This window comes from Lentzea sp. NPDC042327 (genome assembly GCF_040647275.1).
Taxonomy (GTDB): domain Bacteria; phylum Actinomycetota; class Actinomycetes; order Mycobacteriales; family Pseudonocardiaceae; genus Lentzea.
In genome coordinates this window covers 25,667-52,478 of the sequence record NZ_JBEZBX010000020.1, presented here as the reverse complement: position 1 = coordinate 52,478, position 26,812 = coordinate 25,667, and the positions used below count along the sequence as shown (strand labels likewise).

General features: G+C 70.5%; 19 protein-coding genes and 1 pseudogene. 16 read left to right on the top strand and 4 right to left on the bottom strand.

Going from position 1 to position 26,812, the window contains the following annotated elements; genetic code table 11:
- Nucleotides 1–214 precede the first annotated feature (214 nt).
- Nucleotides 215–646, bottom strand: a complete 432-nt coding sequence (locus tag AB0A63_RS35665; protein ID WP_360399406.1) for a hypothetical protein — start codon at nucleotides 644–646, stop codon at nucleotides 215–217.
- Nucleotides 647–736: 90 nt separating this feature from the next.
- On the opposite strand from AB0A63_RS35665, the pseudogene AB0A63_RS35660 reads away from it, so the two are divergent.
- From AB0A63_RS35660 to AB0A63_RS35640, 5 genes and pseudogenes are all read left to right on the top strand, one after another.
- Nucleotides 737–1,282 (top strand): annotated as a pseudogene (locus AB0A63_RS35660) (alkaline phosphatase D family protein); the annotation flags it as partial.
- Nucleotides 1,283–1,303: 21 nt separating this feature from the next.
- Nucleotides 1,304–3,232: a hypothetical protein gene (locus AB0A63_RS35655; protein ID WP_360399403.1), complete on the top strand. Its 1,929-nt coding sequence runs from the start codon at nucleotides 1,304–1,306 to the stop codon at nucleotides 3,230–3,232.
- Between the two features lie 94 nt (nucleotides 3,233–3,326).
- A complete protein-coding gene (pulA, locus tag AB0A63_RS35650) occupies nucleotides 3,327–8,729 on the top strand; it encodes a pullulanase-type alpha-1,6-glucosidase (protein WP_360399400.1) in 5,403 nt (1,800 codons plus the stop codon).
- Between the two features lie 49 nt (nucleotides 8,730–8,778).
- Nucleotides 8,779–9,261 carry a MarR family winged helix-turn-helix transcriptional regulator gene (locus AB0A63_RS35645; protein WP_360399397.1) on the top strand — a complete coding sequence of 161 codons (483 nt, stop codon included), beginning with the start codon at nucleotides 8,779–8,781 and terminating at the stop codon, nucleotides 9,259–9,261.
- Nucleotides 9,262–9,301: 40 nt separating this feature from the next.
- Nucleotides 9,302–10,744 carry a DHA2 family efflux MFS transporter permease subunit gene (locus AB0A63_RS35640; protein WP_360399394.1) on the top strand — a complete coding sequence of 481 codons (1,443 nt, stop codon included), beginning with the start codon at nucleotides 9,302–9,304 and terminating at the stop codon, nucleotides 10,742–10,744.
- 201 nt (nucleotides 10,745–10,945) lie between these two features.
- On the opposite strand, the gene AB0A63_RS35635 is transcribed toward AB0A63_RS35640, so the two are convergent.
- On the bottom strand, nucleotides 10,946–11,563 hold the full coding sequence (locus AB0A63_RS35635; RefSeq protein ID WP_360399391.1) for a hypothetical protein: 618 nt from the start codon (nucleotides 11,561–11,563) through the stop codon (nucleotides 10,946–10,948).
- A gap of 108 nt (nucleotides 11,564–11,671) precedes the next feature.
- Here AB0A63_RS35635 and ndk point away from each other — a divergent pair, with 108 nt between their 5' ends.
- On the top strand, nucleotides 11,672–12,082 hold the full coding sequence (gene ndk / locus AB0A63_RS35630; RefSeq protein ID WP_053735616.1) for a nucleoside-diphosphate kinase: 411 nt from the start codon (nucleotides 11,672–11,674) through the stop codon (nucleotides 12,080–12,082).
- A 278-nt stretch (nucleotides 12,083–12,360) separates the two neighbouring features.
- Here ndk and AB0A63_RS35625 read toward each other — a convergent pair whose 3' ends face one another.
- Nucleotides 12,361–12,957 (bottom strand): GNAT family N-acetyltransferase, encoded by a 597-nt coding sequence (locus AB0A63_RS35625; RefSeq protein ID WP_360399388.1) that lies wholly within the window; start codon nucleotides 12,955–12,957, stop codon nucleotides 12,361–12,363.
- A gap of 55 nt (nucleotides 12,958–13,012) precedes the next feature.
- On the opposite strand from AB0A63_RS35625, the gene AB0A63_RS35620 reads away from it, so the two are divergent.
- Genes AB0A63_RS35620 through AB0A63_RS35605 form a run of 4 tightly spaced genes read left to right on the top strand, consistent with a single transcriptional unit; the run spans nucleotide 13,013 to nucleotide 17,561 of the window.
- On the top strand, nucleotides 13,013–13,927 hold the full coding sequence (locus AB0A63_RS35620; RefSeq protein ID WP_360399385.1) for an ABC transporter ATP-binding protein: 915 nt from the start codon (nucleotides 13,013–13,015) through the stop codon (nucleotides 13,925–13,927).
- The gene (locus tag AB0A63_RS35615; protein WP_360399382.1) at nucleotides 13,927–14,700 is read left to right on the top strand and encodes an ABC transporter permease; all 774 of its coding nucleotides are present in this window, start codon (nucleotides 13,927–13,929) and stop codon (nucleotides 14,698–14,700) included. The genes AB0A63_RS35620 and AB0A63_RS35615 overlap by 1 nt, the downstream gene beginning before the upstream one ends.
- Before the next feature lies 1 nt (nucleotide 14,701).
- The gene (locus AB0A63_RS35610) at nucleotides 14,702–15,544 is read left to right on the top strand and encodes an ABC transporter permease (protein WP_360399379.1); all 843 of its coding nucleotides are present in this window, start codon (nucleotides 14,702–14,704) and stop codon (nucleotides 15,542–15,544) included.
- Between the two features lie 52 nt (nucleotides 15,545–15,596).
- Nucleotides 15,597–17,561, top strand: coding sequence for a TIGR03960 family B12-binding radical SAM protein (locus AB0A63_RS35605; protein ID WP_360399376.1), 1,965 nt, complete (start codon nucleotides 15,597–15,599; stop codon nucleotides 17,559–17,561).
- A 90-nt stretch (nucleotides 17,562–17,651) separates the two neighbouring features.
- Here the strand turns inward: AB0A63_RS35605 and AB0A63_RS35600 are convergent, their stop codons facing one another.
- A complete protein-coding gene (locus AB0A63_RS35600) occupies nucleotides 17,652–19,067 on the bottom strand; it encodes a S8 family serine peptidase (protein WP_360399373.1) in 1,416 nt (471 codons plus the stop codon).
- Between the two features lie 206 nt (nucleotides 19,068–19,273).
- Here AB0A63_RS35600 and AB0A63_RS35595 point away from each other — a divergent pair, with 206 nt between their 5' ends.
- From AB0A63_RS35595 to proB, 6 genes are all read left to right on the top strand, one after another.
- On the top strand, nucleotides 19,274–19,999 hold the full coding sequence (locus AB0A63_RS35595) for a TIGR03936 family radical SAM-associated protein (RefSeq protein ID WP_360399586.1): 726 nt from the start codon (nucleotides 19,274–19,276) through the stop codon (nucleotides 19,997–19,999).
- Nucleotides 20,000–20,211: 212 nt separating this feature from the next.
- On the top strand, nucleotides 20,212–23,271 hold the full coding sequence (locus AB0A63_RS35590) for a translation initiation factor IF-2 N-terminal domain-containing protein (protein WP_360399370.1): 3,060 nt from the start codon (nucleotides 20,212–20,214) through the stop codon (nucleotides 23,269–23,271).
- 261 nt (nucleotides 23,272–23,532) lie between these two features.
- Nucleotides 23,533–23,844: a 50S ribosomal protein L21 gene (rplU, locus tag AB0A63_RS35585; RefSeq protein WP_030468121.1), complete on the top strand. Its 312-nt coding sequence runs from the start codon at nucleotides 23,533–23,535 to the stop codon at nucleotides 23,842–23,844.
- 14 nt (nucleotides 23,845–23,858) lie between these two features.
- Nucleotides 23,859–24,116 carry a 50S ribosomal protein L27 gene (rpmA, locus tag AB0A63_RS35580; RefSeq protein ID WP_053735607.1) on the top strand — a complete coding sequence of 86 codons (258 nt, stop codon included), beginning with the start codon at nucleotides 23,859–23,861 and terminating at the stop codon, nucleotides 24,114–24,116.
- Nucleotides 24,117–24,218: 102 nt separating this feature from the next.
- The gene (gene obgE, locus AB0A63_RS35575) at nucleotides 24,219–25,676 is read left to right on the top strand and encodes a GTPase ObgE (protein ID WP_360399365.1); all 1,458 of its coding nucleotides are present in this window, start codon (nucleotides 24,219–24,221) and stop codon (nucleotides 25,674–25,676) included.
- A gap of 4 nt (nucleotides 25,677–25,680) precedes the next feature.
- Nucleotides 25,681–26,808, top strand: coding sequence for a glutamate 5-kinase (proB, locus tag AB0A63_RS35570; protein WP_360399362.1), 1,128 nt, complete (start codon nucleotides 25,681–25,683; stop codon nucleotides 26,806–26,808).
- Nucleotides 26,809–26,812: the final 4 nt, after the last annotated feature.

The following is a 26,812-nucleotide window of genomic DNA, read 5'->3' as shown; positions in this document are numbered from 1 at the left end:
TCTCTGGTTTGGCCGGCCTCGGCGGTGTGCCGAGGGGTTGGAACAAAGCCCTGTTCGGAGCTCATACGGGGTGCTGAAGGGCAACCGGGCCGACCGCACTGGAGGTTGGAACGCGCCGTGTTTGCGCAGGCCAGTGCGGTCCGTGGCCCGGTATTCGAGGGGTTGGAACGGCTGGAACGGGGCTGGTCGTGCGTACCGACCCCTGTTCCAGCCCTCAAGCGCCGTGGATTGCCTGCCGAATGGCCTCGATGTCGGCGACGCTCACGGGGTTGTCGTGGCCCGGCATCCGCCGCTTGCCCACTGAGGACACCCCGGCGGTGCGCAGTGCTTCCCCGAAAGGCTTGGTCTCCCAGCCGATGCGGGCGGCCAGCTCGCCAGTGGGCACCAGGCCGCACTCGTCGCCGATCACGTCGGCCAAGAGCGCCAGCACCTCGGGCAGCTCGTGTACCAACTCGGCGTCCACGGCCTCCGGGATGGTCGCGGTCACCTCGGTGGCCAGGCGTTCGGTCGTGGCCAGGTCGTGGTCTCCGGCGACGTCACCGGTGAGGGTCCCGGCCTGTTCGCGCAGCGCCCGGCCGCGTTCGCACGCGCGCGAATGGCCGCGATGTGGAGCAGGTGCGTCCGCACGGTCGAACCGGTCGGCCACGTCGGCGGCGCACTCCTCCAGGACGCTGATCAGCCGCCGGGCGTCGGACTCCCTGGAACCGCGGATGAACCGGTGTGCCGCCTGCTCGAACGGCCGGGCGTGATCCTCGGTGCGGCGCAGGCGAAGTGGCTCGTCGACAACCTCGCGCGCAGCACCGCCACGTGGAAGGTCATCGCCGCCGACCTGCCCATCGGGCTGACCGTGCCGGACGGCACCGACATCGAGGGCGTGGCGAACGGCCTGCCCGGCGCACCGAACGGCCGTGAGCACGAGATCGCGTGGGTGCTGCGCGAGCTCAAGCGGCGCCGGGTGCGCAACACGGTGTGGCTGACGGCGGACGTCCACTACACCGCCGCCCACCACTACTCGCCGGAGCGGGCCGCCGTCGGCGACTTCGACCCGTTCTGGGAGTTCGTGTCCGGCCCGCTGCACTCCGGCGCGTTCGGTCCCAACACGCTCGACCCGACCTTCGGTCCCGAAGCCGTGTTCGTGCACGCACCGCCCGCCGCGAACACCAGCCCGCTCGACGCCTTCCAGCACTTCGGCGAGGTCAGGGCCGACCGGAACGAGCTCACGGTGTGGCTGCGTGACGCATCCGGCGCAGCGCTCTGGTCCACAACGCTCAACGCGCGCTGAAGATCGCAATAGGGTTGGTGCGTGCCCATCACGTTCGACACCACCGGCTTCCAGCAGCACGAAGAGAACTCCTGGCTCCACGGAGGCGGTGACCGGCTCGCGCTGACCGTCTACGACGGCCCGGCCGACCTGCCGGTGGGGCTGGACGACCTGCAGGGGCTGCGGCGTGAGCTCGCGGTCCGCTACGCCCCGACGGGCTGTCTCGTCGAGGCGCAGGTCGTCCGGCTCGGCGACGTGCCCGCGCTGCTGCAGATCGCCAAGGTGCCGCTGGGGAACCGGCCCGGCCAGGCGTTCGGCCTCTCGCTGACCGTGCAGGGGGTGAACGCGCACGCGGTGCTGTCGCTGGTGGCGGAGGAACGTGGCACGACCGGCGTGCGCGAGGGTGTGCTGGCCGCCGAGATCGGGTTCCAGCGCTGGGTCCTGCCGCACCCGTACACGCCGCAGGTGCAGGGCCGGCTGCCGTTCCACGCGGGCGACGACCCGCGGTTCGACAGCCGCTTCCCCGACCACCCGCTGTCGCGCGTGCGCCGGTTGATGCACCAGCTCGTGAGCACCGCACGGGTCGACCCGGCGTTCGTGGCACCACCGGCGCCGCAGCTCCCGCCGGAGGTGGACGCGGTGTTCAACTCCCAGCTCGTCAATGCCGAGTGCGGCCTCCCGGTCAACGGCCACATCGCGCTGCAGATCGGCGAACGCACCACCTACTGGAAGCTGGTCGGCGAGGCCGTGCCGCACCGGCTCGGCCGTGGCACCCTGGGTCGCTCCCCACACGGCGAGGCCCGGTTCCGCGAGGTGCTCGTGGTCGACGAGCGCACCGGAACCGCCCTGATGATGGACCGGTTCATGACCGACGGCGCCTCCCTGGGCGTCCACACCCGGCTCCAGCCGGTCACCCGTGACGAGGCGTACGCGGCGGTCACGCCCGAGGCGCTCAAGGAGTCCTACCGCGCCCTCGGGCGGCTGGCCGACATGGCCGACGGCCGCAACGAGTACCTCACGATCGAACCGATCACGCACCAGGTCGGGCGGTCGGAGCCGTTCGCGGTGCTGAGCATGCAGCACCACGAGGACGAGGACGTCGTGCTCGTCTCGTGCTCGCCGGCGCCCTCGGAGAACACGCCGTTCCAGGGCAGTCCGGGGATCAGGGCGCCCGTCACGGCGGAGAACCTGCGCGGCATCGGTGAGCTCGTCCTGCACGCGGCGCTCGAATGGGGCCCGCACCCGTTGGACATGGCGGTCACCTTCCACCGCCACGCGGGCACGACGGAGGCGCCGGGCACGCCGGAGAGCCTCGCGGACGAGGTGCGTGCGCAGTTCAGCGGGCAGCTGGCCACGGCGGTGCCGGGCATCACCGTCGGCGGTTACGTGGCGTTGCAGCAGGGGGAGCAGCGGACGTACTGGCGGTTGCCCGACGACGCGCTGTCGAGCCGGCTCGGTTCCGGGGTGCTGACCCGCGCCCACTCGCCGGGCCACCGGTTCCGCGACGTCGTGCTGCTCGACCAGGACACCGGCGAGCTGTTGATCCCGAACCGCTACGGCAACGCCACGACCGGGACCAAGACCGTGCTCACCGGGGTGAGCGAGGAGGAGGCGCTGGCGGCGGCGACACCGGAGGCGTGCCGGGAGGCGTTCGAACGGCTCGGCCGGTGCGTGTTCGCCGCGGCGAAACGCGGTGAGCACATCTTCGTCGAGCAGCTGGAGAACGAGCTGAAGCAGGACCCGTACGTGTTGCTGACCGTGCAGGGCCTCTTCGACGGCGACCCGGTCGCGATCGCCTCCGCGTCCCCCGCGCCGTCGGCGAACACCCAGTTCAACGGCCTGCCCACGCTGGAGGCCCCGGCGGCGGCGAACAACGTGGTCGGGCTGGGCCAGCTCGCGTTGCAGGCGATCACCGACTGGGGCGTCCACCCGCTGCACGTGGTGCCGACCTACCACCGCCCGACCCGCTGACCGCAAATGTTTGCACGCCCCGACGTATTGTTTCCCCCTGTTTCTCGTGGTTTCGTGCAGCAACCCTGCAAGAAGTTGCGACAAGGAGGTCGCGATGCGTCGGGTCGTCGCCGCGCTCGCTGCACTGGTCCTACTGCCTCTCACACCCGTCCAGGCCGTTGCCGCTCCACCGGAGCAACGCCTGGCCGTGGGGGAGGTGGTGGATATCGCGCCCGGTGTGCGCGCCGGTGACTCGAAACTCGCCTTGCCGCCCAAGCGGGACGACCTGCGGGGTGAGCGCTTCTACTTCGTGATGCCGGACCGGTTCGCGAACGGCGACCCCCGCAACGACCGCGGTCGCAGCAGCAGCGCCGAGAACGGGTTCAACCCGGCCGACAAGGGCTTCTACCACGGTGGTGACCTCAAGGGCCTGCACCAGAAGCTCGACTACCTCGACGGCATGGGCATCACGGCGATCTGGATGACGCCGATGTTCCTCAACCGCTGGGTGCAGGGCGACAGCGCCGCCTACCACGGCTACTGGACCATCGACTTCACCAAGCTCGACCCGCACTTCGGCACCACGCAGGAGATGCGCGAGCTGATCCGCGACGCGCACCGGCGTGGCATCAAGGTGTTCTTCGACATCGTCGCGAACCACACCGCCGACGTGATCAAGTACGCCGAGGGCAAGAACGCGTACGTGTCCACGGGTGCGCAGCCGTACCTGGACGCTTCGGGCAAGCCGTTCGACCTCGCCGACCACGCGGGGCGGAAGGACTTCCCGAAGCTGGACGCGGCCAAGTCGTTCCCGTACACGCCGGTCAAGGACGGCCCGACGAAGTTCCCGTTGTGGCTCAACGACTCCACGCTCTACCACAACCGCGGCGACTCGACGTTCTCCGGTGAGTCGAGCGAGCAGGGCGACTTCTCCGGGCTCGACGACCTGATGACCGAGCACCCGCGCGTGGTCAACGGCATGAAGGACATCTTCACCAGCTGGATCGACACGCTCGACATCGACGGCTACCGGGTCGACACGGTCAAGCACGTCAACCTGGAGTTCTGGCAGGCGCTCGCGCCGCACGTGAAGCAGTACGCGAACCGCAAGGGCAAGAAGGACTTCTTCGTGTTCGGCGAGGTCTTCGACTCCTCACCGGAGAACACCTCGAAGTACACGACCGAGGGCCGGATGCAGGCCACGCTGGACTTCCCGTTCCAGAGCAGCGCCGTGAGCTTTCTGGCCGGCAAGGGCTCCCAGCGCCTCGGCGAGGTGCTGCTCGACGACGACCGCTACACCGACGTCGACTCCAACGCCTCGTCGCTGCCGACGTTCCTGGGCAACCACGACATGGGCCGGGTCGCGTGGATGATCCGCAACGACCGGCCCGGCATCACCGACGCCGAGCTGCTGGAGCGCCTCAAGCTCGGCAACCGGCTGATGTACCTGTGGCGCGGCAACCCGGTCGTCTACTACGGCGACGAGCAGGGCTTCGCGGGCACGGGTGGCGACAAGCTGGCGCGCCAGGACATGTTCGCCTCGAAGACGCCCGAGTACGTGGCGGAGGAGCTGATCGGCTCCGACCGCACCGGCGCCGTCGACAACTTCAACACCGCGCACCCGCTGTACCAGCAGCTCAAGGCCCTCGCGGCGCAGGTCGACGAGGACCCCGTGTGGCGGGACGGCAACCAGGTGCTGCGGTACGCCGACGGGGACGTGTTCGCGTTCAGCCGCATCCTCGGTCGTGAGCACCTCGTCGTCGCGAACGCCGGAACCGCGCCTGCCACGGTGACGGTCCCGGTGTCCTCGGCGGGGTTCGAGAACGCCCAGGTCCAGAACGGCCGTGTCACGGTGACCGTGCCCGCGCTGTCGGCGTTGGTGCTCAAGGGCACCAGCGACGTCGCCAAGTCGAAGCCGGCGCCCGTGCTGGTCGCCCCGGCCGCCGGAACCGTGCTGGACGAACGGGTCGAGCTGCGTGCCGACGGCATCGGCACGGCCAACGCGGCCGCCACCTTCGCCGCTCGCGTCGAGGGCAAGTCCGACTGGACCGTGCTGGGCACCGACGACGCGGCGCCGTACCGGGTGTTCGCGGACCTGTCGGCGCTGCCGGGTGCGGCCGTGGGCAAGCGCGTCGAGCTGCGGGTGGTCGCGAAGTCCGGCGAGATCGGCGCGGACGGCGCGTTCGTGTCGCTCGTGGCCGCACCGCCGCTGCCGGACCCCGGCACGAAGAACCCGGACTGGCTGGTCGTGCACTACGCGCGCGGCGACTACGACGGCTGGGGCCTGCACGTCTGGGGCGACGTCGAGACGCCGACCGAGTGGAGCACGCCGCTGCCGTTCGCCGGCGAGGACACCTACGGGCGGTTCGCGTGGGTGAAGCTGAAGCCGGGCGCGAAGTCCGTCGGGATCATCGCGCACAAGGGCGACGAGAAGGACACGAACGCCGACCGGGTCGTCGACCCGAGCGTGACGCCCGAGGTGTGGCTGAAGCAGGACGACCCGGCCGTGTACCCGTCCGAGCAGGCGGCCACCGGCAAGGCGGTCGTGCACCACGTCGGTGACTCCACGGGTGCCGTGGTGCGCGTGGCCGGACGTGCCGACGTGCCGTTCTCGAACGGGATCGCGGAACTGCCGCCGACCACCGACTTCTCGGTGGTGCGCGGGACGACCGTGGAGGCGTCCGGCAAGTTCACGAGCGGTCACGCGTGGGTGGCGAACGGCGAGGTGCACGCTTCCCCGGCCGCGGCCGAGAACCGGGCGGTGATCCACTACAACCGGCCGGACGGCGACTACACCGACTGGACGATGTACCACTGGACGGGCTCCGCGGAGCCGTCACCGGGCTGGAACCAGTCGCGGGTGCCGGACGGGCGGGACCGGTTCGGCGTGTACTGGTCGGTGCCGCTCGCCGCGGGCGCCGCGGGGCTGAGCTACCTCGTCCACCGCGGCGACGCCAAGGACCCCGGGCCCGACCAGTTCCTCGACCTGGGGCAGAAGGGGAACGAGGTGTGGCAGTTGCAGGGGAACGAGACCTACCTGCTGCCGCCGAACGCCGGTCCGGCCGCCGATGACGACCTGACCAAGGAGAAGGCGATCTGGATCTCGCGCGACAGGGTCGTGTGGGACGTGCCGGTCGTGCAGTCCGACGGCTACCGGCTGGAGCACGGCTCACGCGTGCTGAGGCTCTCGCCCACGACCGAGGCGGTGCCGGCGCGGCTCCCGCACCTCAAGGGCAAGCCGGTGTTCGCGGTGCGCGGGTTCGTCGACGAAGCGTTGCGGGACAAGCTCTCCGCCGTCCACGTCGACGCGGGCGGTGCGATCCGGCACCGGACGGGCGTGCAGATCGCGGGCGTGCTGGACGACCGCTATGCCGCCGCCGCGACGAAGCTGGCGTTCGGGCCGACCTTCGACCACGGCCGCGCATCGGTCCGGCTGTGGGCGCCGACGGCGAAGAACGTGAAGCTGCGCCTGTTCGACCAGCCCTCCGGTGAGCCGCGGAAGGTCGTGCAGCTCAAGCGCGACGACGCCTCGGGGTCGTGGACCGGTTCCGGCGACTGGGAGAACAGGTACTACCAGTTCGAGGTCACCAACTGGCAGCGCACGGTCGTGGTCACCGACCCGTACTCCGTGGCGCTGTCGGTGAACTCGACGCACTCGCAGTTCGCGGACCTCAAGGACAGCCGGACCATGCCCGCCGGGTGGTCGCGCGACGTCGCTCGCGGGACGGGCGGTGCGATCACCGAGCTGCACGTGCGGGACTTCTCGATCGGCGACGAGTCCGTTCCGGCCGCCGACCGCGGCACGTACAAGGCGTTCACGCACCGTGACTCGGTCGGCATGAAGCACCTCAGGACGCTGGCCGCGGCGGGCATGGACACCGTGCACCTGCTGCCGACGTTCGACATCGCGACGATCCCCGAGAAGCGCTCCGAGCAGGCCACGCCCGCGTGCGACCTGCCGTCGCTGCCCGCGGACTCGGACCAGCAGCAGGCCTGCGTGGGCGCGGTGGCCGCCCGTGACGGCTTCAACTGGGGCTACGACCCGTTCCACTACGACGTTCCCGAGGGCTCTTACGCCACGGCGGACGCGCAGAACGGCTGGGCCCGCTCGAAGCAGTACCGCGAGATGGTGAAGTCGTTGCACGACAACGGCAACCGCGTGGTCGTGGACGTCGTCTACAACCACACGGCGGCGTTCGGCGACGCACCGACCTCGGTGCTCGACAAGGTCGTGCCCGGCTACTACCAGCGGCTCAACCTCGACGGGTCGGTCGCGAACTCCACGTGCTGCGCGAACACGGCGACCGAGAACGCCATGATGGGCAAGCTCGTCGTCGACTCGGTGGTGCGGTGGGCCCGCACGTACAAGGTGGACGGGTTCCGGTTCGACCTGATGGGCCACCACCCGAAGGCGAACATCCTCGCCGTGCGCGCCGCTCTGGACGCGTTGACGGTGGAGCGCGACGGCGTGGACGGGCGCAAGATCGGCGTCTACGGCGAGGGCTGGGACTTCGGCGAGGTCGCGGGCAACGCCCGGTTCGAGCAGGCCACGCAGGCGAACATGGCAGGGACGGGCATCGGCACGTTCAGCGACCGGCTGCGCGACGCGGTGCGCGGCGGCGGGCCGTTCGACGACGACCCGCGCGTGCAGGGCCTCGGCTCCGGTCTGGCCGGTGACGTGAACTCCTCGCCCGCCAACGGGAACGTCGCGGCACGGCTGGAGAACTACAGCGACCTGGTGAAGCTCGGCATGGCCGGCAACATGGCGTCGTACCGCTTCCAGTCCACCGCCGGGCCGGTCGTCACCGGCCGGGACGTGCAGTACAACGGCACCGCCGCCGGGTACACCGGGCAGCCGTTGGAGGCCATCACGTACGTGGACGCGCACGACAACGAGGCGTTGTTCGACGCGTTGACGTACAAGCTGAAGCCCGAGACGTCGATGGCGGACCGGGTGAAGATGCAGACGGTGGCGCTGGCACCGGTGTTGCTGGGGCAGGGGCGGCCGTTCGTGCACGCGGGCACCGAGTTCCTGCGCTCGAAGTCGTTGGACCGCAACAGCTACGACTCCGGTGACTGGTTCAACCGGTACGACCCGTCGTTGCGCGACAACGGTTTCGGCCGCGGGTTGCCGCCCAAGGCCGACAACGAGGCGAAGTGGCCGTACGCGAAGCCGTTGCTGTCGCTGCCGAAGCCGGCGTCCGCGGACATGAAGGCCGCGCTGGACGCGACGCTGGAGCTGCTGCGGATCCGGCAGTCCTCACCGCTGTTCTCGCTCGGGTCGGCCGACCTGGTGCAGCAGAAGGTGTCGTTCCCGGCGGCGCGGTCCGGTGTGGTCGTCATGCACGTCGACGACACCGTCGGACCCGACGTGGACCCGGCCCGGCGCGGCGTGCTCGTGGTCATCAACCCGTACCCGGAAGACCAGGCCATCGCGCTGCCGCCGGGTGACTGGAAGCCGGTGACCAGCGAGAAGAAGGCGGGAGCCGCGCGGTCGGTCGTGGTGCTGGAGCGGTAGTACCGCTGAAAAACAGTTTATAACAAAATAGTTTGGTACCTTAGTGCTCATGGGCACGAAGGGGTGTACCGACCTGATGATGCTGTTGCACCGCACAGGTCACGCACTGGAGACCGAACTGACGGCGAGGCTCGCGGAGATCGGGTTGACTCCGCGGGCCCGCTGCGTCCTGGCGACCGCTCTCGACGCGGACCGCACGCAGACCGAGATCGCCGACATCGTCAGCATCGACAAGACGACCATGGTCGTGACGATGGACGCCTTGGAGGCCGCGGGGTTCGCCGAGCGCAGGCCGTCCCCGACGGACCGCCGTGCCCGCGTCGTCGTCGTCACCGAGCGCGGCCGGTCCATCTCGGAGCAGGCCGACGACGTGTACGCGGACGTCGTGAACAGCGTCCTGCTCTCGTTGCCGGAAGACGAGCGGTCCGGCCTCGTCAACGGCCTGACCAGGCTGGTCGAGGGCCGTCTCAGTGCCGTCGTCCCCTGCGAGAAGCCCCCGCGCAAGAGGGCGCTGCGCCAGGCGATCGGGTAACAGATAGTCCCGTAAAAAACTATCTGCTACGGTCCCTCTTATGACAACAGGGGGACCGAAGACGGACTCGCGCTGGCCGGCGCTGATCGTGCTGTGCGCGGGGATGTTGATGATCGTGCTGGACCAGACGATCGTGAACGTCGCGCTGCCCGCGATCGACGAGGACCTGAAGTTCGGCCAGGCGGGCCTCGCCTGGGTCGTGAACGCGTACCTGATCGCCTACGGCGGTCTGCTGCTGCTCGCCGGCCGCCTCGGCGACCTGGTCGGGCACAAGAGGGTGTTCCTGATCGGCCTCGGCGTGTTCACCGCCGCCTCGCTGCTGTGCGGCCTGTCGATCAGCTCCGAGATGCTCGTCGTGGCGCGCTTCGTGCAGGGCGCTGGCGGCGCGCTGGCCACGTCCGTGACGCTGGGCATGGTCGTGACGATGTTTCCGAAGCCCGACGAGCAGAGGCGCGCCATCGGCGTGTTCAGCTTCGTCGCAGCAGCGGGCGCGTCCATCGGCCTGCTGCTCGGCGGCGTGCTCACGGACGCCATGTCGTGGCACTGGATCTTCTTCGTGAACATCCCGATCGGCATCGTGGCCGCCCTTGCCGCCGTGCGCCTGGTGCCCGACTCACCCGGCCTGGGCCTGCGCGAGGGCGCGGACGTGCTGGGCGCGCTGCTGATCGTCGCCGCGGTGATGCTGGGCGTCTACACGATCGTCAAGGGCGAGCACTACGGCTTCGGCTCGGTGCACACCCTGGCCCTCGGCGCCGTGGCGGTGGCGTTGCTGGTGGCGTTCGTCCTGCGCCAACGACACGCCACCAAGCCGTTGCTGCCGCTGCGCGTGTTCCGCTCCCGGAACGTGACGGGCGCGAACCTCGTGCAGATCTCGATGGTCGCGGGCATGTTCGGCCTGTTCTTCCTCGGCACCCTCTACATGCAGCTCGTGCTGTCGTACACGCCGTTGCAGATCGGCCTGGCCTTCATGCCCGTGGCCGTTGCCATCGCGGTGTTCTCGGTGTCGCTCTCGGCCCGCCTGAACACCCGGTTCGGCGAGCGCAACATGCTGATCCTCGGCCTGGTCCTGATGCTGGTGGGCATGGTCGTCTTCACGCAGGTGCCGGTCGACGGCTCGTACGTGGCCGACATCCTGCCCGCGGTCGCACCGGTCGGCATCGGCATGGGCCTGGCGTTCCCGTCGCTGATGACGCTGGCCATGTCCGGCGCCGCCCACGACGAGGCGGGCCTCGCCTCCGGCCTGGTGAACACCACCGCCCAGGTCGGCGGCGCACTGGGCCTCGCCGTCCTCGCCACCACCTCGACCACGTACACGTCGTCGCTGCTGGCGTCCGGCGTCGGCCGGCTGGAGGCGCTGACGTCGGGCTTCCACCTGGCGTTCTGGATCAGCGCCGGCCTGGTGGCGGTCGCGCTGGCACTGGCGGTGTTCGTGCTCCGGCAGGTCGCGGTGTCCCGCGACGCCCAGCCGGTGCTCGTGCACTGAGGGGGGAGCGGGCGGTGGGTGGCGGCGCGTGCCACTCACCGCCCGTTTCGTTTCAGAACCGCGGATCGTTTGCGAGGTGATCGCATTGCCGATGCTCGTGTACCTGGACAAGCAGGCCGAGGACGGCAAGCTGGCGCGAGCGTGCTCAGCACCGGTGCGGCCCCCGACCGGCTGGTCCACCAGAGCTGACGCGGCCCGGCGTCAGTGGTCCGCCAGCTCCACCCGCTTGGTGACGTCCTCGGAGCGCAGGATCGCGAACTCGCGGTCCTGCGCCTTGAGCACCTTGAGGTAGCCGGGGCTCGTCTCGAACACGTAGACGTCCTCGGAGTCGTTGATCCGCTCCTTCGGCACCCACGGCGTGCTGACGACCGCCGCCACCGCGAGCGCCGTCCCGGCCAGGAGCCACGCGAACCAGTGCAGCAACCACCGCGCGTTCCTGATGACCAGCACGAACACCACCCCCAGCGCGACCGCGCCGAGCGGCATCCACCACCGGTGGTACGTGAGCGTGTGCGACACCATCAGCGCCACGAGCACGATCAACGTGAGCAACGCCGTCGTGTTCGCCCGCTCGGGGTCCTTGCGCGTGCGGAGGTAGAAGAAGAAGGTCGCCGGCGTGACCACCATCAGCAACACCGTGCTGATCCGGTTGTCCGCCATGAACGTGCCGAGGAACAGCCCGGGCGCGTCATCCAGTTCCAGCGTGTGCAGCAGCGCGAACGCCGTGTGCCAATCATAGTGCGACACGGCCAGCAGCCTGAGCAGGACGAACAGAACGGCGGCGCCGGTCACCGCGGACCCGGTGTGCTTTGCATCCACCCGCAGAACTATGGCGTATCGCCGGTCACAGCCCTCCCGACGTGCACCGCGCGGGCGCGGCTACCCTGTGCGGACATCCCGTACCTGTTTTCGAGGAGTCACACCGTCGTGTCCGAGCGCACCCTGGTTCTGGTCAAGCCCGATGGCGTCGAGCGTGGTCTGGTCGGCGAGGTGATCGCCCGCATCGAGCGCAAGGGCCTCAAGCTCGCCGCGCTGGAGCTCCGCACGGCTGACCGTGCTACCGCCGAGCAGCACTACGCGGAGCACGACGGCAAGCCGTTCTACAACGACCTCGTCGACTTCATCACCGGCGGCCCGCTGGTCGCGCTCGTCGTCGAGGGCGTCCGCGCCATCCCGGCGTTCCGCCAGCTCGCCGGCGGCACCGACCCCGTCGAGAAGGCCACGCCCGGCACGATCCGCGGCGACTTCGGCACCGAGGTGCAGTACAACCTCGTGCACGGCTCGGACTCGGCGGAGTCGGCGGAGCGCGAGATCAAGATCTGGTTCCCGAACCTCTGAGGTTGCAGGGATTCTGCGTGAAGCGGTGAGCTGAGCGCGTTGAGCTTGGGCGCTTGAGCGTCTGAGCCGTCTGAGTTCGTCGGACCCCCTGGTTGTCAGACCCGCTGAGTACAGTCGGGTTGATCAGGGGGTCCTGTTTCTGAGGGGACGCCTGCGGGAGCGTGTCCTTGCGCTCGACATCCCCTCTCAGGCCCGGCAGGACCATCGGAGCGCTCGACGGGGAAGCCACCACCGCCAAAGCCCGAGGAAGAGCTCGAAACGCCTCGCCTTCGGCTCGATCAAAACCCAGCTCCCCGCCGAGGGCTTGACCCCAGCCCACCCGGCGAAGAGCCGTTCAACCGCGTCCCCTCGGGATGACCGAGCGGCAGGTACATCCACACGTCGTCCCAGCGGTCCGCCCCGACGGCGATCGCGTTGGGCATCCGCCCGCATTCGCGGAACCCGAGCTGCTCGTACAGCTCGATCGCCCCGTGGTTGTTGCCGCGCACGCCGAGCATGGCGATCTCGAACCCGGCCGCCCGCGCGCTGTCCACCAAGCCCTGCACCACCAGCCGCCCCAGCCCGAGCCCACGCGCGGCTGGGTGGGCCATGACCTGTTGAACCTCGCAGCGGTGCTGGAACACGGCGGTGCCCCCGCGCCGCCACAACCCGACGGCGCGCACCACGCCGTCGACCACGGCGGTCACGAACGCGGCGTCGCCGTCGCGGACCTGTTCCAGAACGCCGTCCAGCCACGCCGAGAGCCGGTCCGGACCCGGCGACGAGTGGTAGCCGACGGCGCCGCCGGCAGCGACCACGTCGTGCACGACGGTGTGGATCTCGGCGCGCAGCCGGGGGTTTGCCTCGTGCGGCCACCGCAGTTCGATCTCCGGCATGGGGCGATCGTAAATGCGTCGAGAATTGTCAGACCCCTTGGCTAACGTCGGGCGGGTGGAGAACCTCGTCGAGGCCAAGGCGCTCACCAAGCACTTCGGGGCGTTCGAGGCCGTGCGCGGCATCGACGTCGAGGTGCGCAAGGGGGAGGCGTTCGGGTTCCTGGGGCCGAACGGGGCGGGCAAGTCGTCGACCATGCGGATGATCTCCTGCGTGTCGGGGCGGACCGGTGGGGACCTGAAGGTGCTCGGCCTGGACCCGGACGTGGACGGGCCGAGGATCCGCGCGCGGCTCGGGGTGGTGCCGCAGCTCGACAACCTCGACACGGAGCTCACGGTCCGGCAGAACCTGCAGGTCTACGGCAGGTACTTCGGGATGTCGCGGCAGCGGTGCCGGGAGAAGGCCACCGAGCTGCTGGAGTTCGCCCAGCTCGCCGACCGCGCGGACCACGAGGTGGAGCCGTTGTCGGGTGGGATGAAGCGCAGGCTCACGATCGCGCGGTCGTTGGTCAACGACCCGGAGCTGCTGCTGCTCGACGAACCGACCACGGGGCTCGACCCGCAGGCGCGGCACCTGTTGTGGGACAGGCTGTTCCGGCTCAAGCAAGAAGGCGTCACGCTCATCATCACCACGCACTACATGGACGAGGCCGAGCAGCTGTGCGACCGGCTCGTGGTCATGGACGGCGGGCGGATCGCGGCCGAGGGGTCGCCCGCGGAGCTGATCGGCCGCTACTCCACGCGGGAGGTGCTGGAGCTGCGGTTCCGGCCCGGTGCGGAGAAACCGGACCTCGGGCGGTTCGCGGAGCGGGTCGAGGTGCTGCCGGACCGGTTGCTGCTGTACGCGCAGGACGGTGAGCGGGCGCTGCAAGCCGTGCACGACAACGGGGTGCAGCCGGTGTCCAGCCTGGTGCGGCGCAGTTCGCTGGAGGACGTGTTCCTCCGGCTCACCGGCCGGACGTTGGTGGACTGATGCGGACGTTGCGGGCCTCCTGGTACGGGTTCGAGAAGCACTGGACGTGGTACCGGCGCAACTGGCGGGCCACGGTCGTGTCGAGCTTCCTCACGCCCGTGCTGTTCCTGCTGGCTCTCGGGTTCGGGTTCGGGTCGCAGGTGCGGTCGACCGAGCTGCTCGGCGGCGTGCCGTACCTGCAGTACCTCGCGCCCGCGCTGGTCGTCGTCACGGCGTTGCAGGGCGCCACGTTCGAGTCGACGTACGCGATCATGTCGGCGTTCCTGTGGCAGAAGACGTACATCGGCATGGTGGCCACCCCGATCACGCCCGCTCAGGTGCTGTACGGGCAGGTCATGTGGATCGGCACCCAGCTCGTGGCGCGGTCCGCGGTGTTCGTAGTCATCGCCGCGGCGCTGGGAGCGGCGGCCGGACCGGGAATCCTGTGGGCGGTCCCGTTCGGGGCGCTGGCGGGGCTCGCGTTCAGCGCGCCGCTCATCGCCTACAGCGCGCGGCTGGACAAACCGGACAGCTTCACGACGGTCTTCCGGTTCGTGCTGATGCCGATGACCCTGTTCACCGGCGCGTTCTTCCCTGTCGCCCAACTGCCGGAGTGGCTGCTGCCGGTGGTGTGGCTGACGCCCGCGTGGCACGGCATCGAGCTGGCCAGGGGAGCGGCGTTCGGCACGCTCGGGGTGCTGCCCGCGCTCGGGCACGTCGCGTACCTCGCGGTGCTGGCGGCGGCCGGGCTCGCGCTCGGCGTCAGGTACTTCCGACGCAGGCTGGCGGTGTGAGATGACCGGGACCCTCGACCGGCGACGGGCCGTGCCCGCCAGCGTGGGGCTGCTGTGGCGGGTGGTACCGCCGGGGCTCTACGGCGGGAAGGCGAGCGTGCTCGTCGAACGGGCCGCCGTCGTCAACCGGCGCGCGTGGTTCGTGCTGGTCGGCGGCGCCTTCGAGCCGATGCTGTTCCTGTGGTCGCTCGGGCTCGGGTTCGGCCAGATGGTCACGGCCGTCACCGGGCCGGACGGGCAGCCGGTCGGCTACGCGGCGTTCGTGGCGCCGGCGCTGCTGGCGGCCAGCGCGATGAACGGGGCCGTGTACGACGCAACGTTCAACGTGTTCTTCAAGTTCAAGTACCTGAAGCTCTACGACGCGATGCTGGCCACGCCGATGGGGCCGATGGACATCGCGATCGGCGAGATCGCCTGGGCGTTGCTGCGCGGCGGCCTGTACTCGGCCGGGTTCCTCGCCGTGATGCTCGGCATGGGTCTGATCGCGTCGCCGTGGGCGTTGCTCGCGCTGCCGGTGGCGTTGCTGGTCGCGTTCGCGTTCGCGGCGGTGGGCATGGCGGCGACGACGTTCATGCGCTCGTGGCAGGACTTCGACCTGGTGCAGCTGGCCGTGCTGCCGCTGTTCCTGTTCTCGACCACGTTCTACCCGCTGTCGGTCTACCCCGGCTGGGTGCGGGTCGTGGTCTCGTGGACCCCGCTCTACCACGCGATCGAGCTGATGCGCGGCCTCACGCTGGGCGTCGTGGGCTGGGGGATGCTCGGCCACCTCGCGTACTTCGCGGTGATGGCCGCTGTGGGCACGGTGGTGGCGGCGCGGCGGCTCGGCAAACTGCTGCTGGACTGAGCGGTGCGGCACGCGATTCGGCCGTCAACGTGGGGGCGGTTACTCTGGTCGCGTGAGTGCCGAGTCTGTTTTCCCCAGGTTGGAGCCCCTGCTGCCGCGGATCTCCAAGCCGGTGCAGTACGTCGGCGGGGAGCTCAACGCGACCGTCAAGGACTGGGACGAGGCGTCCGTGCGCTGGGCGTTGATGTACCCGGACGCGTACGAGGTCGGGCTGCCCAACCAGGGCGTCATGATCCTTTACGAGATCCTCAACGAGCTCCCGGACGTGCTCGCCGAGCGCACGTACGCCGTGTGGCCGGACCTCGAAGCGCTGATGCGCGAGCACGGGGTGCCGCAGTTCACGGTCGACGGGCACCGGCCGCTGAAGGCGTTCGACCTGATGGGCATCAGCTTCGCCACGGAGCTGGGCTACACGAACATGCTCACGGCGCTGGACCTCGCGGGCGTCCCGCTGCACGCCGCCGACCGCACCGAGGACGACCCGATCGTGGTCGCCGGTGGGCACGCGGCGTTCAACCCGGAACCGATCGCGGACTTCGTCGACGCGGCGGTGCTGGGCGACGGTGAGGAAGCCGTCCTCGAGATCACCGAGATCGTCAAGAACTGGAAGGCCGAGGGCCGCCCCGGTGGCCGCGACGAGGTGCTGACCCGCCTGGCCGAGACCGGCGGCGTCTACATCCCGCGGTTCTACGACGTGGAGTACCTGCCGGACGGCCGCATCCAGCGCGTGGTGCCCAACCGCGACCGGGTGCCGTACCGCGTCTTCAAGCGGACCACGATGGACCTCGACGCGTGGCCGTACCCGAAGCAGCCGCTGGTGCCGCTCGCCGAGAGCGTCCACGAGCGGATGAGCGTCGAGATCTTCCGCGGCTGCACCCGCGGCTGCCGCTTCTGCCAGGCCGGCATGATCACCCGCCCGGTGCGCGAGCGGTCCATCGAGGGCATCGGCGCCATGGTCCAGAAGGGCCTGGAGGCGACCGGTTTCGAGGAGGTCGGCCTGCTGTCGCTGTCCAGTGCGGACCACAGCGAGATCGCCGAGATCACCAAGGGCCTCGCCGACCGCTACGAGGGCACCAACACGGGCCTGAGCCTGCCGAGCACCCGCGTCGACGCGTTCAACATCGACCTCGCGAACGAGCTGTCCCGCAACGGACGGCGCTCGGGCCTCACCTTCGCGCCCGAGGGCGGCAGCGAGCGGATGCGGCGCGTCATCAACAAGATGGTGTCCGAAGAGGACCTCATCAGAACGGTGTCGGCGGCGTTCTCCAACGGCTGGCGGCAGGTGAAGCTGTACTTCATGTGCGGGCTGCCCACCGAGGAGGACGAGGACGTCCTGCAGATCGCCGAGATGGCCAAGAACGTCATCCGCGCCGGCCGCCAGGCCAGTGGCCGCAACGACGTCCGCTGCACCATCTCGATCGGCGGGTTCGTGCCCAAGCCGCACACGCCGTTCCAGTGGGCCCCGCAGTGCGACCCGGACGTCGTGGACGACCGGCTGCGCAAGCTCCGCGAGGCCGTCAACGCCGACCGCAGCCTCGGCCGCAACATCGGCATGCGCTACCACGACGGCAAGCCCAGCCTCATCGAAGGCCTGCTCAGCCGCGGTGACCGCCGCATCGGCAAGGTCATCGAGGCGGTGTGGCGCGACGGCGGCCGGTTCGACGGCTGGAGCGAGCACTTCTCCTACGAGCGCTGGACCACGATGGCCGCGCGCGAGCTGGAGCCGCTCGGCGTCGACCTCGCCTGGTTCACCACCCGCGAGCGCGAGGAGCTGGAGGTCCTGCCCTGGGACCACCTCGACTCGGGCCTCGACAAGGAGTGGCTCTGGGCCGACTGGCAGGACGCGCTCGACGAGCGCGAGCAGGACGACTGCCGCTGGACCCCGTGCTTCGACTGCGGCGTGTGCCCCGCGATGGGCACCGACATCGAGGTCGGCCCGACGGGCCGCAAACTGCTGCCGATCTCCCCGGTCGGCGTCGGTTCGCCGGTGAAGAACCCGGCGCTCACCTCGAAGTGAACCACCCCGTGTCCTGAACGACGCCCCTGCTGCTCGAAGTAGCGGGGGCGTCGTTCAGTGCGGAAACGGGACCGTCCGTGGCCTGCGACGTCACCTCGTGACGGCGGCCAGCGCGTCCACCAGACCGTGTCCGTAGAACGAGTTGTACTCCGAGTACCCGGTGCAGAACGCGTCCTGCACCCCGGTCCCGTACAGGTCGTAGTCCGCCGGGCACGCCAGCGTCGTGGCCTGCACGTTCAGCATCCGGCCCAGCTGCAGCGCGTCGGCCTCCGGGTGGGCCGAGGCGATCAGCGCCGCCACCCCGGCCGCGTGCGGCGCCGCCATCGACGTGCCGCACGAGTAGTCGTAGCCGGACGGCACCGTCGACAGCACGCACCCGCCGGGGGACCGCGAGTCGCCACCGGGCGCCGTCACGTCGATCGCCCCCAGGCCGTACGAGCTGTACGAGGACTTGGTCTTGGTCGCGTCCACCGCCGACACGCCGACGACGTTCTTCAGCTGCACCGGCAGCACCACGCACGACGGGTCCACGGGCCGGGTCTGCGCCTCGCCGTTCGTCGGCGACACCGAGTCACGGCCCGGCCGCGACAGGTCGGCGGCGTTGTTGCCCGCGGCGGCGACGGTCAGCACGTTGCGCGAGGTCGCGTGGTCCACGGCACGCCGCACGGCCTCGTAGACGACCCGCTGACCCGGCGCGTTCTGGCACGTGAACAGGTACGGGTCGATGAAGTAGCTGTTGTTCGTGATGGTCATGCCCTGCGCGGCGGCCCACATGAAGCCGCACACCGCGTACTCGGGGTAGATGAACCCGTCGTCGTCGACGACCTTCACGGACGCGATGCGCACGCCAGGCGCCACGCCCGTGATGCCGCGGCCGTCGTTGGCCGCCGCGATCGTGCCGGCGACGTGCGTGCCGTGTGCCGACGTGGTCGGTGCCCAAGCCGCGGGGGAGGGGTCGGGCTTGCCGGTCAGGCAGCCCGCGGACAGTTCCGGTGCCAGCGCCGCGGCCAGGTCGGGGTGCCGGGCGACGCCCGAGTCGAGCACCCCGACCACCACGGACCGCGAACCGGTCGTGATCGAGTGCGCCGCCGGGGCGTTGATGAGATCCATGTCCCACTGCTCGCTCGACCGGGCGCCGGCGGGCTGCAGCAGCTCGGTGTCGTCCTTCTTGCGCTTCACCGTGCGCTTGGAGGCACCCTCGGCCTGGGCGCTGTAGGCGCGCTGCGGGCCGATCAGCCGGAGGAACGACGGGTCCGGTGACGTGGCCACGGCGACCGCGATCTCCGGGTAGTACACGGTGGTGGTGCCACACGCCCCAGCGATCTCCGACTGCGCCGTAGCAGGGGCCGTGAGCTGCGGGAACACCACGAGGTAGCGCAGCAGCGGACCCGGCTGGGTGCAGCTGGTGAGCACCGGCTCGGCGCCGGCGGGCGTGGACGCCACCAGTCCTGCGGCGAGCAGCGCGGTGGTCACCGCAGCCGCCCGTGCGCGGTGGAGCAGAGGCACCAGGGACCTCCAGGTTGGCGGGGCGTCCGGTCAGCCGGACCGTAACCACGCGCAACGATCTAGACAAGCTGAACGTCCTGAATCAAGTTCACGGTACCGTCCTACTGGACGAACAGCCTGCGCCGATGGGACCGCTCACCCGTCAGGCCCACCCGTGGGGAGCACCACTGAGCCGCCACCAGCCCAACAACCCGTCGGCAGCAGCCGTGCAGAAACTGCGCCTCCGCTACACCAAGCGGGGGAGGCTGCGCTTCACGTCGCACCGCGACATCGCTCGTACGTTCGAACGAGCACTGCGCAGGGCCGGCGTACCCATGGCGTACTCGCAGGGCTTCAGCCCTCACCCGAAGGTGTCGTGGGTCGGCGCGGCGCCGACCGGCGTCGCCAGCGAGGCGGAGTACGTCGAGGTGTCCGTGGTCGAGCAGGTCGACCCGGCGGCGCTGAAGCTCGCCCTCGACGCGGCGCTGCCACCCGGCATCGACGTGGTCGAGGTCGTGCAGGCCCGCGGGGGCAACCTCACCGAGCGGATCGACGCGAGCGAATGGCGGATCGAGCTCGACGGCGTCGACCCCGCTGAGCTCGCGAAAGCGGTCGAGCTCCTGCTCTCCGCCGAACGGGTGGAGGTCGAGCGGCTCACGAAGAACGGCGTGAAGACGGTCGACGTCCGGCCTGCGGTCGTGTCGGCACAGGTCGGGCCACGTTCGAGCGACGCCGGACACGATGACGCCGCAATGTCACCACCGTGTGGGATACTCATGACGGTCGTTCGGCAGGTAACGCCTACCGTCCGACCCGACGACGTGCTGAATGCGCTTCGTGTCGTCGCCGATCTCGTGCCACCGGTTCCTGCGAGAGCAATCCGGATGGCGCAGGGACGGCTCGACGACGAAGGCAGGCTGGCGGACCCGCTCCAGCAGGACAGAGAGTCCTGACGAGCGCCGGAACGCCGGTCAGCGACGCAAACAGGAGGAGCGGCGCTGGAGGCGGCGTCGTCGTGGGACCTGCGCAAGCGTGCGCCCGCTGAGGCGTCACGCCGCTGCGCGCGAGGCAAGGATTCCCGCCGCGAGCATGCGGTGGAGAGAGACAAGAGAGGCCCCTGCGCGGCCGCGTCCTCACGGGACGCGCCCGGGGGTGGAGGAGCTGCATGTCGAACACGGAAAAGCCCGCCGGTGCGACCGGCGGGCAGGGTGTGGTTTCCGCACGCCCTGAGCTGGCCGATCTGCCCGACAAGTTGCGGGTGCACGCCTTGGCCAAACTGCTGGACGTCAGCAGCAAGGACGTGATGACGGCGCTGGCCGACCTCGGTGAGGTCGCGCGCAGTGCGCAGTCGAGCGTGAGCCGCGACGTCGCGCTGAAGGTCGCAGAGACCCTGCTGGACTGGGACGACGTCGTCACCGGTGAGATCACCGAGGACTACGAGGCCCCGGCGGTCCCCGCGTTCGAGGCCCCGGCGCTCGCGCCGGTCTTCGCCGCGCCGAGCGCGGTCTTCCTGCCGCCGACGCCGATCGAGCGGCCCAAGGCGTCCGCCTCGCCGTTCGTCGTCGAGCAGGAGCCGGTCGAGGACGAGAAGTCGGTGGGCGAGCTCGCCGCCGACGAGCTCGACGCCGCCGAGGCCGCCGACGTCGACGCGGACACCGACGGCGACATCGACGTCGACGGTGACGACGAGGGCGAGGGCCGTCGCCGGCGCCGCCGCGGTCGTCGTGGCCGTGGCCGCGGCAAGGGCGCGGATGCCGAGAACGGCGGTGAGGACGGCGACGACACCCAGTCCGAGGACGCCGAGGCGCCCGCGGAGGGTGCCGACGCCGACGACACCGCCGAGGACGAGGGTGACGAGGGCTCGACCCGCCGTCGCCGCCGTCGCCGCCGCCGCAAGACCGGCGCGGACGAGGACGTGTCGTCCGAGGACGACCCGCCGAACACGGTCGTGCACGTGCGCGAGGTGCGCGACGAGAAGGCCGACGACGCCGCCCAGAGCGAGGCCGCGCGCAGCGAGGTCCGCAGCATCCGCGGCTCGACGCGCCTGGAGGCCAAGCGCCAGCGCCGCCGCGACGGCCGCGAGGCCGGCCGCCGCCGCGCCCCGGTGCTGACCGAGGCCGAGTTCCTGGCCCGCCGCGAGGCCGTGGCCCGCACGATGGTCGTCCGCGAGCACGGCGACCGCACCCAGATCGGCGTGCTGGAAGACGGCGTGCTGGTCGAGCACTTCGTCACGTCGTCGGGCTCCGGCTCGATCGTCGGCAACGTGTACCTCGGCCGTGTGCAGAACGTGCTGCCGAGCATGGAGGCCGCGTTCATCGACATCGGCCGCGGCCGCAACGCCGTGCTCTACGCCGGTGAGGTCGACTGGGACGCCGCCGGTCTCGAGGGCAAGTCCCGCAAGATCGAGCAGGCGCTCTCCAGCGGCGACTCGGTGCTCGTCCAGGTCACGAAGGACCCGGTCGGCCACAAGGGCGCCCGCCTGACCACCCAGATCAGCCTGCCCGGCCGCTTCCTGGTGTACGTGCCGGGCGGCGGTGCCACGGGCATCAGCCGCAAGCTGCCCGACAACGAGCGCAAGCGCCTCAAGGACATCCTCAAGCGGGTCGTCCCCGAGGACGCCGGCGTGATCATCCGCACCGCGTCGGAGGGCATCTCCGAGGAGGAGCTGGCGCGCGACGTCACCCGCCTGCAGGCGCAGTGGAAGGTCATCAAGGAGAAGTCCGCCAGCACCTCCACCAAGGCGCCGACGCTGCTCTACGAGGAGCCGGACCTGCTGGTGAAGGTCGTCCGCGACCTGTTCACCGAGGACTTCGCGCAGCTCGTCGTCCAGGGCGACGAGGCGTGGGACGTCATCGACGGCTACGTCCGCCACGTGGCGCCGGACCTGCAGGACCGCCTGAAGAAGCACGTCGGCAACAACGACGCGTTCGTCGAGTACCGCATCGACGAGCAGCTGATGAAGGCGCTGGACCGCAAGGTCTGGCTGCCCTCGGGCGGCTACCTGATCATCGACCGCACCGAGGCGATGACGGTCATCGACGTCAACACCGGCAAGTTCACCGGGTCGGGCGGCAACCTCGAGGAGACCGTCACCCGCAACAACCTGGAGTCGGCGGAGGAGATCGTCCGCCAGCTCCGGTTGCGCGACATCGGCGGCATCATCGTCATCGACTTCATCGACATGGTCCTGGAGTCGAACCGCGACCTGGTGCTGCGCCGCCTGACCGAGTGCCTCGGCCGCGACCGCACCCGCCACCAGGTCGCCGAGGTCACCTCGCTGGGCCTGGTGCAGATGACCCGCAAGCGGGTCGGCACCGGCCTGCTGGAGGCGTTCAGCCAGACGTGTGAGCACTGCCGCGGCCGTGGCGTCGTCGTGTCGACCGAGCCGGTGCACTCGCACGGCGGTGGCGGCGGCAACGGTGGCCAGCAGCAGCAGTCGCAGGGCGGTGGCCGCAAGTCGCGCCGCAACAAGGGCGGCGACCAGGCCGCGGAGACCACCGAGGTGGTGGAGGCGGCCGTCGAGGCCCCCGAAGCGCCGGTCGAGCCGCAGGTCGTGGAGCCGGCCGAGCCCGAGGACACCTCCGAGGACGCCGTCGCGGCCGACCAGGAGCACGAGGGCCACGGCCGTCGCCGCCGCCGTCGTCGTGGCCGCGACAAGGAGCCGCAGGCCGTTGTCGACGCGGTCGTCGTCGAGGAGCAGGCGCTCAACGGCGACGTGCCGCACGAGGTCGCCGAGGACCCCGAGCCGGTCGAGATCGACCCGGTCGTCGAGCCCGAAGCGGTCGCCGAGCCTGCCCCGGTCGTCGAGTCGGCCCCGGCCGTCGAGCCTGAGGCGGCCGTCGAGCCCGAGGTGGTCGAGGAGACCGCGGCGGAGCTCGTCGAGCCGGTCGCCCCGGAACCCGTGAAGCCGGTCGTGACCGGCCGCATCGGCTCCCAGCTGGCCAAGCCGGTGGCCGAGCCCGAGCAGGAGGCCGTCGCGGCCCCGCAGCCGGTCTCGGCACCCGAGCCCGTCGCGCCGGTCGCCGTGCAGCCTCCCGCGGCCCGTCCGCGGCGTCGTGCGGCCAAGCGCGCCGCCGGTGCCCCGCCGGCCGTCGAGGCGCCCCCCGTGGTGGTCGCCGAGGTCCCGAAGCAGCCCGAGGTCCAGCTGCCCGCTCCGGTGGTCACCACCACCCGCAGGCGCCGTGCCGTGTCGCGGCCCGCGGGCCCGCCGGTCCAGGAGGACTGAGGTCAGCAACCGTCGAACCGGGGTCGCTCACGCGGCCCCGGTTCTGCGTTGTCAGGGGTGCGCGACCGCACCTGTGAGGGACCGCACAGCCTGCGGAAACAGGTTCAGGGGACCCCAGTTTGCTCCGGGCGCACCCACTCCCGTAACCTTGTCTGCGGCCCGCCATCCGACGGGTCCTGTCGTGTGCCTCCTCTGCTGGTTTCTCGCAGACGGTTTGGCGCATGGCCCGTCACCATCGAGTAGCAGGAGACTTCCGTCCTGATGTACGCGATCGTCAAGACCGGCGGCAAGCAGTACAAGGTCGCTGTCGGCGACATCGTCGAGGTCGAGAAGCTCGAGGGCGAGCCGGGCACCGAAATCTCCCTCCAGACGCTGCTCGTGGTCGACGGCACTGACGTCACCGCTGACGCGGCGGCCCTGGAGAAGTTCTCGGTGACCGGCAAGGTCGTCGAGCACACCAAGGGCCCGAAGATCCGCATCCACAAGTTCAAGAACAAGACCGGGTACCACAAGCGGCAGGGTCACCGTCAGAAGTTGACCCGCGTCGAGGTCACCGGCATCACCGGTAAGTGAGGACCTGACTTCTCATGGCACACAAAAAGGGTGCATCCAGTTCCCGCAACGGCCGTGACTCCAACCCCCAGTACCTGGGTGTGAAGCGGTTCGGCGGTCAGGTCGTCAAGGCCGGCGAGATCCTGATCCGCCAGCGCGGCACCAAGTTCCACCCCGGCGTCGGTGTGGGCATCGGCAAGGACGACACGCTGTTCGCCCTGCTGCCGGGTGCGGTGGAGTTCGGCACGAAGCGCGGTCGCAAGACCGTCAACATCGTTCCGGTCGCGGTCTGAGGATCGTTTCCGCAACGTAGCTAGACCTCGGCGAGGGGCGGGACCGGTCATCCGGCACCGCCCCTCGTCGCTTGTTCCAGAACTTTGAGAGGAAGTAGTTCCGTGGCTCGTTTTGTTGACCGGGTGGTGATCCACGCTGCCGCCGGCAACGGGGGCAACGGCTGTGCTTCCGTGCACCGCGAGAAGTTCAAGCCCCTCGGCGGCCCGGACGGCGGCAACGGGGGCAGTGGCGGCAACGTCATCCTCGTCGTCGACTCGCAGGTGCACACCCTGCTGGACTTCCACTTCCGCCCGCACGCCTCCGCCACCAACGGCAAGGCGGGCGCGGGTGCGAACCGCGACGGCGCGAACGGCGAGGACCTGGTCCTGCGCGTCCCGGACGGCACGGTCGTGCTGACCGAGGACGGCGAGGTCGTCGCGGACCTCGTCGGCGAGGGCACCCAGCTGATCGCCGCCGCCGGTGGCCGGGGCGGCCTGGGCAACGCGTCGCTCGCGTCCAAGGCGCGCAAGGCCCCCGGCTTCGCGCTGCTCGGCGAGCCCGGTGAGACCCGCGACCTGGTGCTGGAGCTCAAGTCCGTCGCGGACGTCGGTCTGCTCGGCTTCCCGTCGGCCGGCAAGTCGTCGCTGATCTCGGTGCTCTCCGCCGCGAAGCCGAAGATCGCCGACTACCCGTTCACCACGCTGGTGCCGAACCTCGGCGTGATCACCGCGGGCGACACCGTCTTCACGATGGCCGACGTCCCCGGCCTGATCCCCGGCGCCTCGCAGGGCAAGGGCCTCGGCCTGGACTTCCTGCGCCACATCGAGCGCACCGCCGTTCTCGCGCACGTCGTCGACTGCGCCACGTACGAACCGGGCCGCGACCCGATCGCGGACATCGACGCGCTGGAGAAGGAGCTCTCGGAGTACACGCCGTCGCTGGGCGGCAACTTCGAGGACCGCCCGCGCGTGGTGATCCTCAACAAGGTCGACATCCCGGACGCGCAGGACCTCGCCGACATCGTCCGCCCGGAGATCGAGGCCCGCGGCCTGCCGGTCTTCGAGGTGTCGACCGTGTCCCGCCAGGGTCTGCGCGAGCTGACGTTCAAGCTGGCCGAGGTCGTGCGCGAGTACCGCGCGGCCCAGCCGAAGAAGGAGTCGACCCGAATCGTGCTGCGGCCGACCGCCGTGGACGACCAGGGCTTCACCGTGACCGAGGACCCCTCGGTCGAGGGTGGCTTCATCGTGAAGGGCGAACGCCCCGAGCGCTGGATCCGCCAGACCGACTTCTCCAACGACGAAGCCGTCGGTTACCTCGCGGACCGCCTCAACAGGCTGGGCGTCGAGGACAAGCTCGTGAAGATGGGCGCCGTTCCCGGCTGCCAGGTCACCATCGGCGACCTGGTCTTCGACTGGGAGCCGACCACCCCGGCCGGCATCGCGATGACGATGACCGGACGTGGCACGGACGCCCGTCTTGAGCGCAACGACCGCATCGGCGCCCACGAGCGCAAGGCCCTGAAGAAGGCCCGCCGCGCGCCCGGCGCCGGTGACGACGGTGACGACTTCGACGAGGAGTGAACCCGTGACGGCCCCCGTGGTCTCACCAGCTCGCACCGCGGTCGCCTCGGCGAACCGCATCGTGGTCAAGGTCGGGTCTTCCTCCCTGACCACAGCGGAAGGGGGGCTCGACCCGGCGCGTCTCGACGCGCTGGTCGACGCCCTCGCCGCGCGGTGTGCGGCGGGCAGCCAGGTCGTGCTCGTGTCCTCCGGCGCGATCGCCGCTGGCCTGGCGCCGTTGAAGATCTCCCGCCGCCCGCGCGACCTCGCCACCCAGCAGGCCGCGGCGAGCGTCGGCCAGCTCACGCTCGCGCACGCGTACGCGAACTCGTTCGGCCGGTACGCGCTGACCGTCGGCCAGGTGCTGCTGACGGCGGACGACGTGGTGCGCCGTGCCCACTACCGCAACGCCCAGCGCACGTTCGACCGCCTGCTCGCCCTCGGTGCGGTGCCGGTCGTGAACGAGAACGACACCGTTGCCACCGAGGAGATCCGCTTCGGCGACAACGACCGCCTCGCCGCGCTGGTGGCGCACCTCGTCGGCGCGGACGCGTTGTTCCTGCTGTCCGATGTGGACGCGCTGTACTCCGGTGACCCGCGGCAGCCCGGTGCGGTGCGCATCTCCGAGGTCGCGTCCGCCGCGGACGTGGACGGTGTGCGGGCCGGGAGCGTCGGCGCGTCCGGCCTGGGCACCGGTGGCATGGCCTCCAAGCTCGCCGCGGCACGGCTGGCGTCCTCCGCAGGCATCCCGGTGCTGCTGACCGGCGCCACCGAGGCCCACCGCGCGCTGACCTCCGCCGACGTCGGCACCGCTTTCGCCGCAACGGGTTCACGGCTCACCGCCCGCCGCTTCTGGCTCGGGTACGCCACCGACGCCAACGGCCGCCTGCACCTCGACGACGGCGCTGTCGCCGCTGTCGTGGGCCGGCGCCGGTCGCTGCTGGCCGCGGGCATCACCGGTGTGGACGGCGACTTCGAGGCGGGTGACGTCGTCGAGCTGGTCAGCCTCGCCGGTGACGTGGTGGCCCGCGGTGTCGTGGGCTACGACTCGGCGGAGCTGCCGTCGGTGATCGGCCGCAAGTCCCACGACCTGCCCGCGGAACAACGCCGCGAGGTCGTGCACGCCGACGACCTGGTGCCGCTGCACCGCTAGCCTC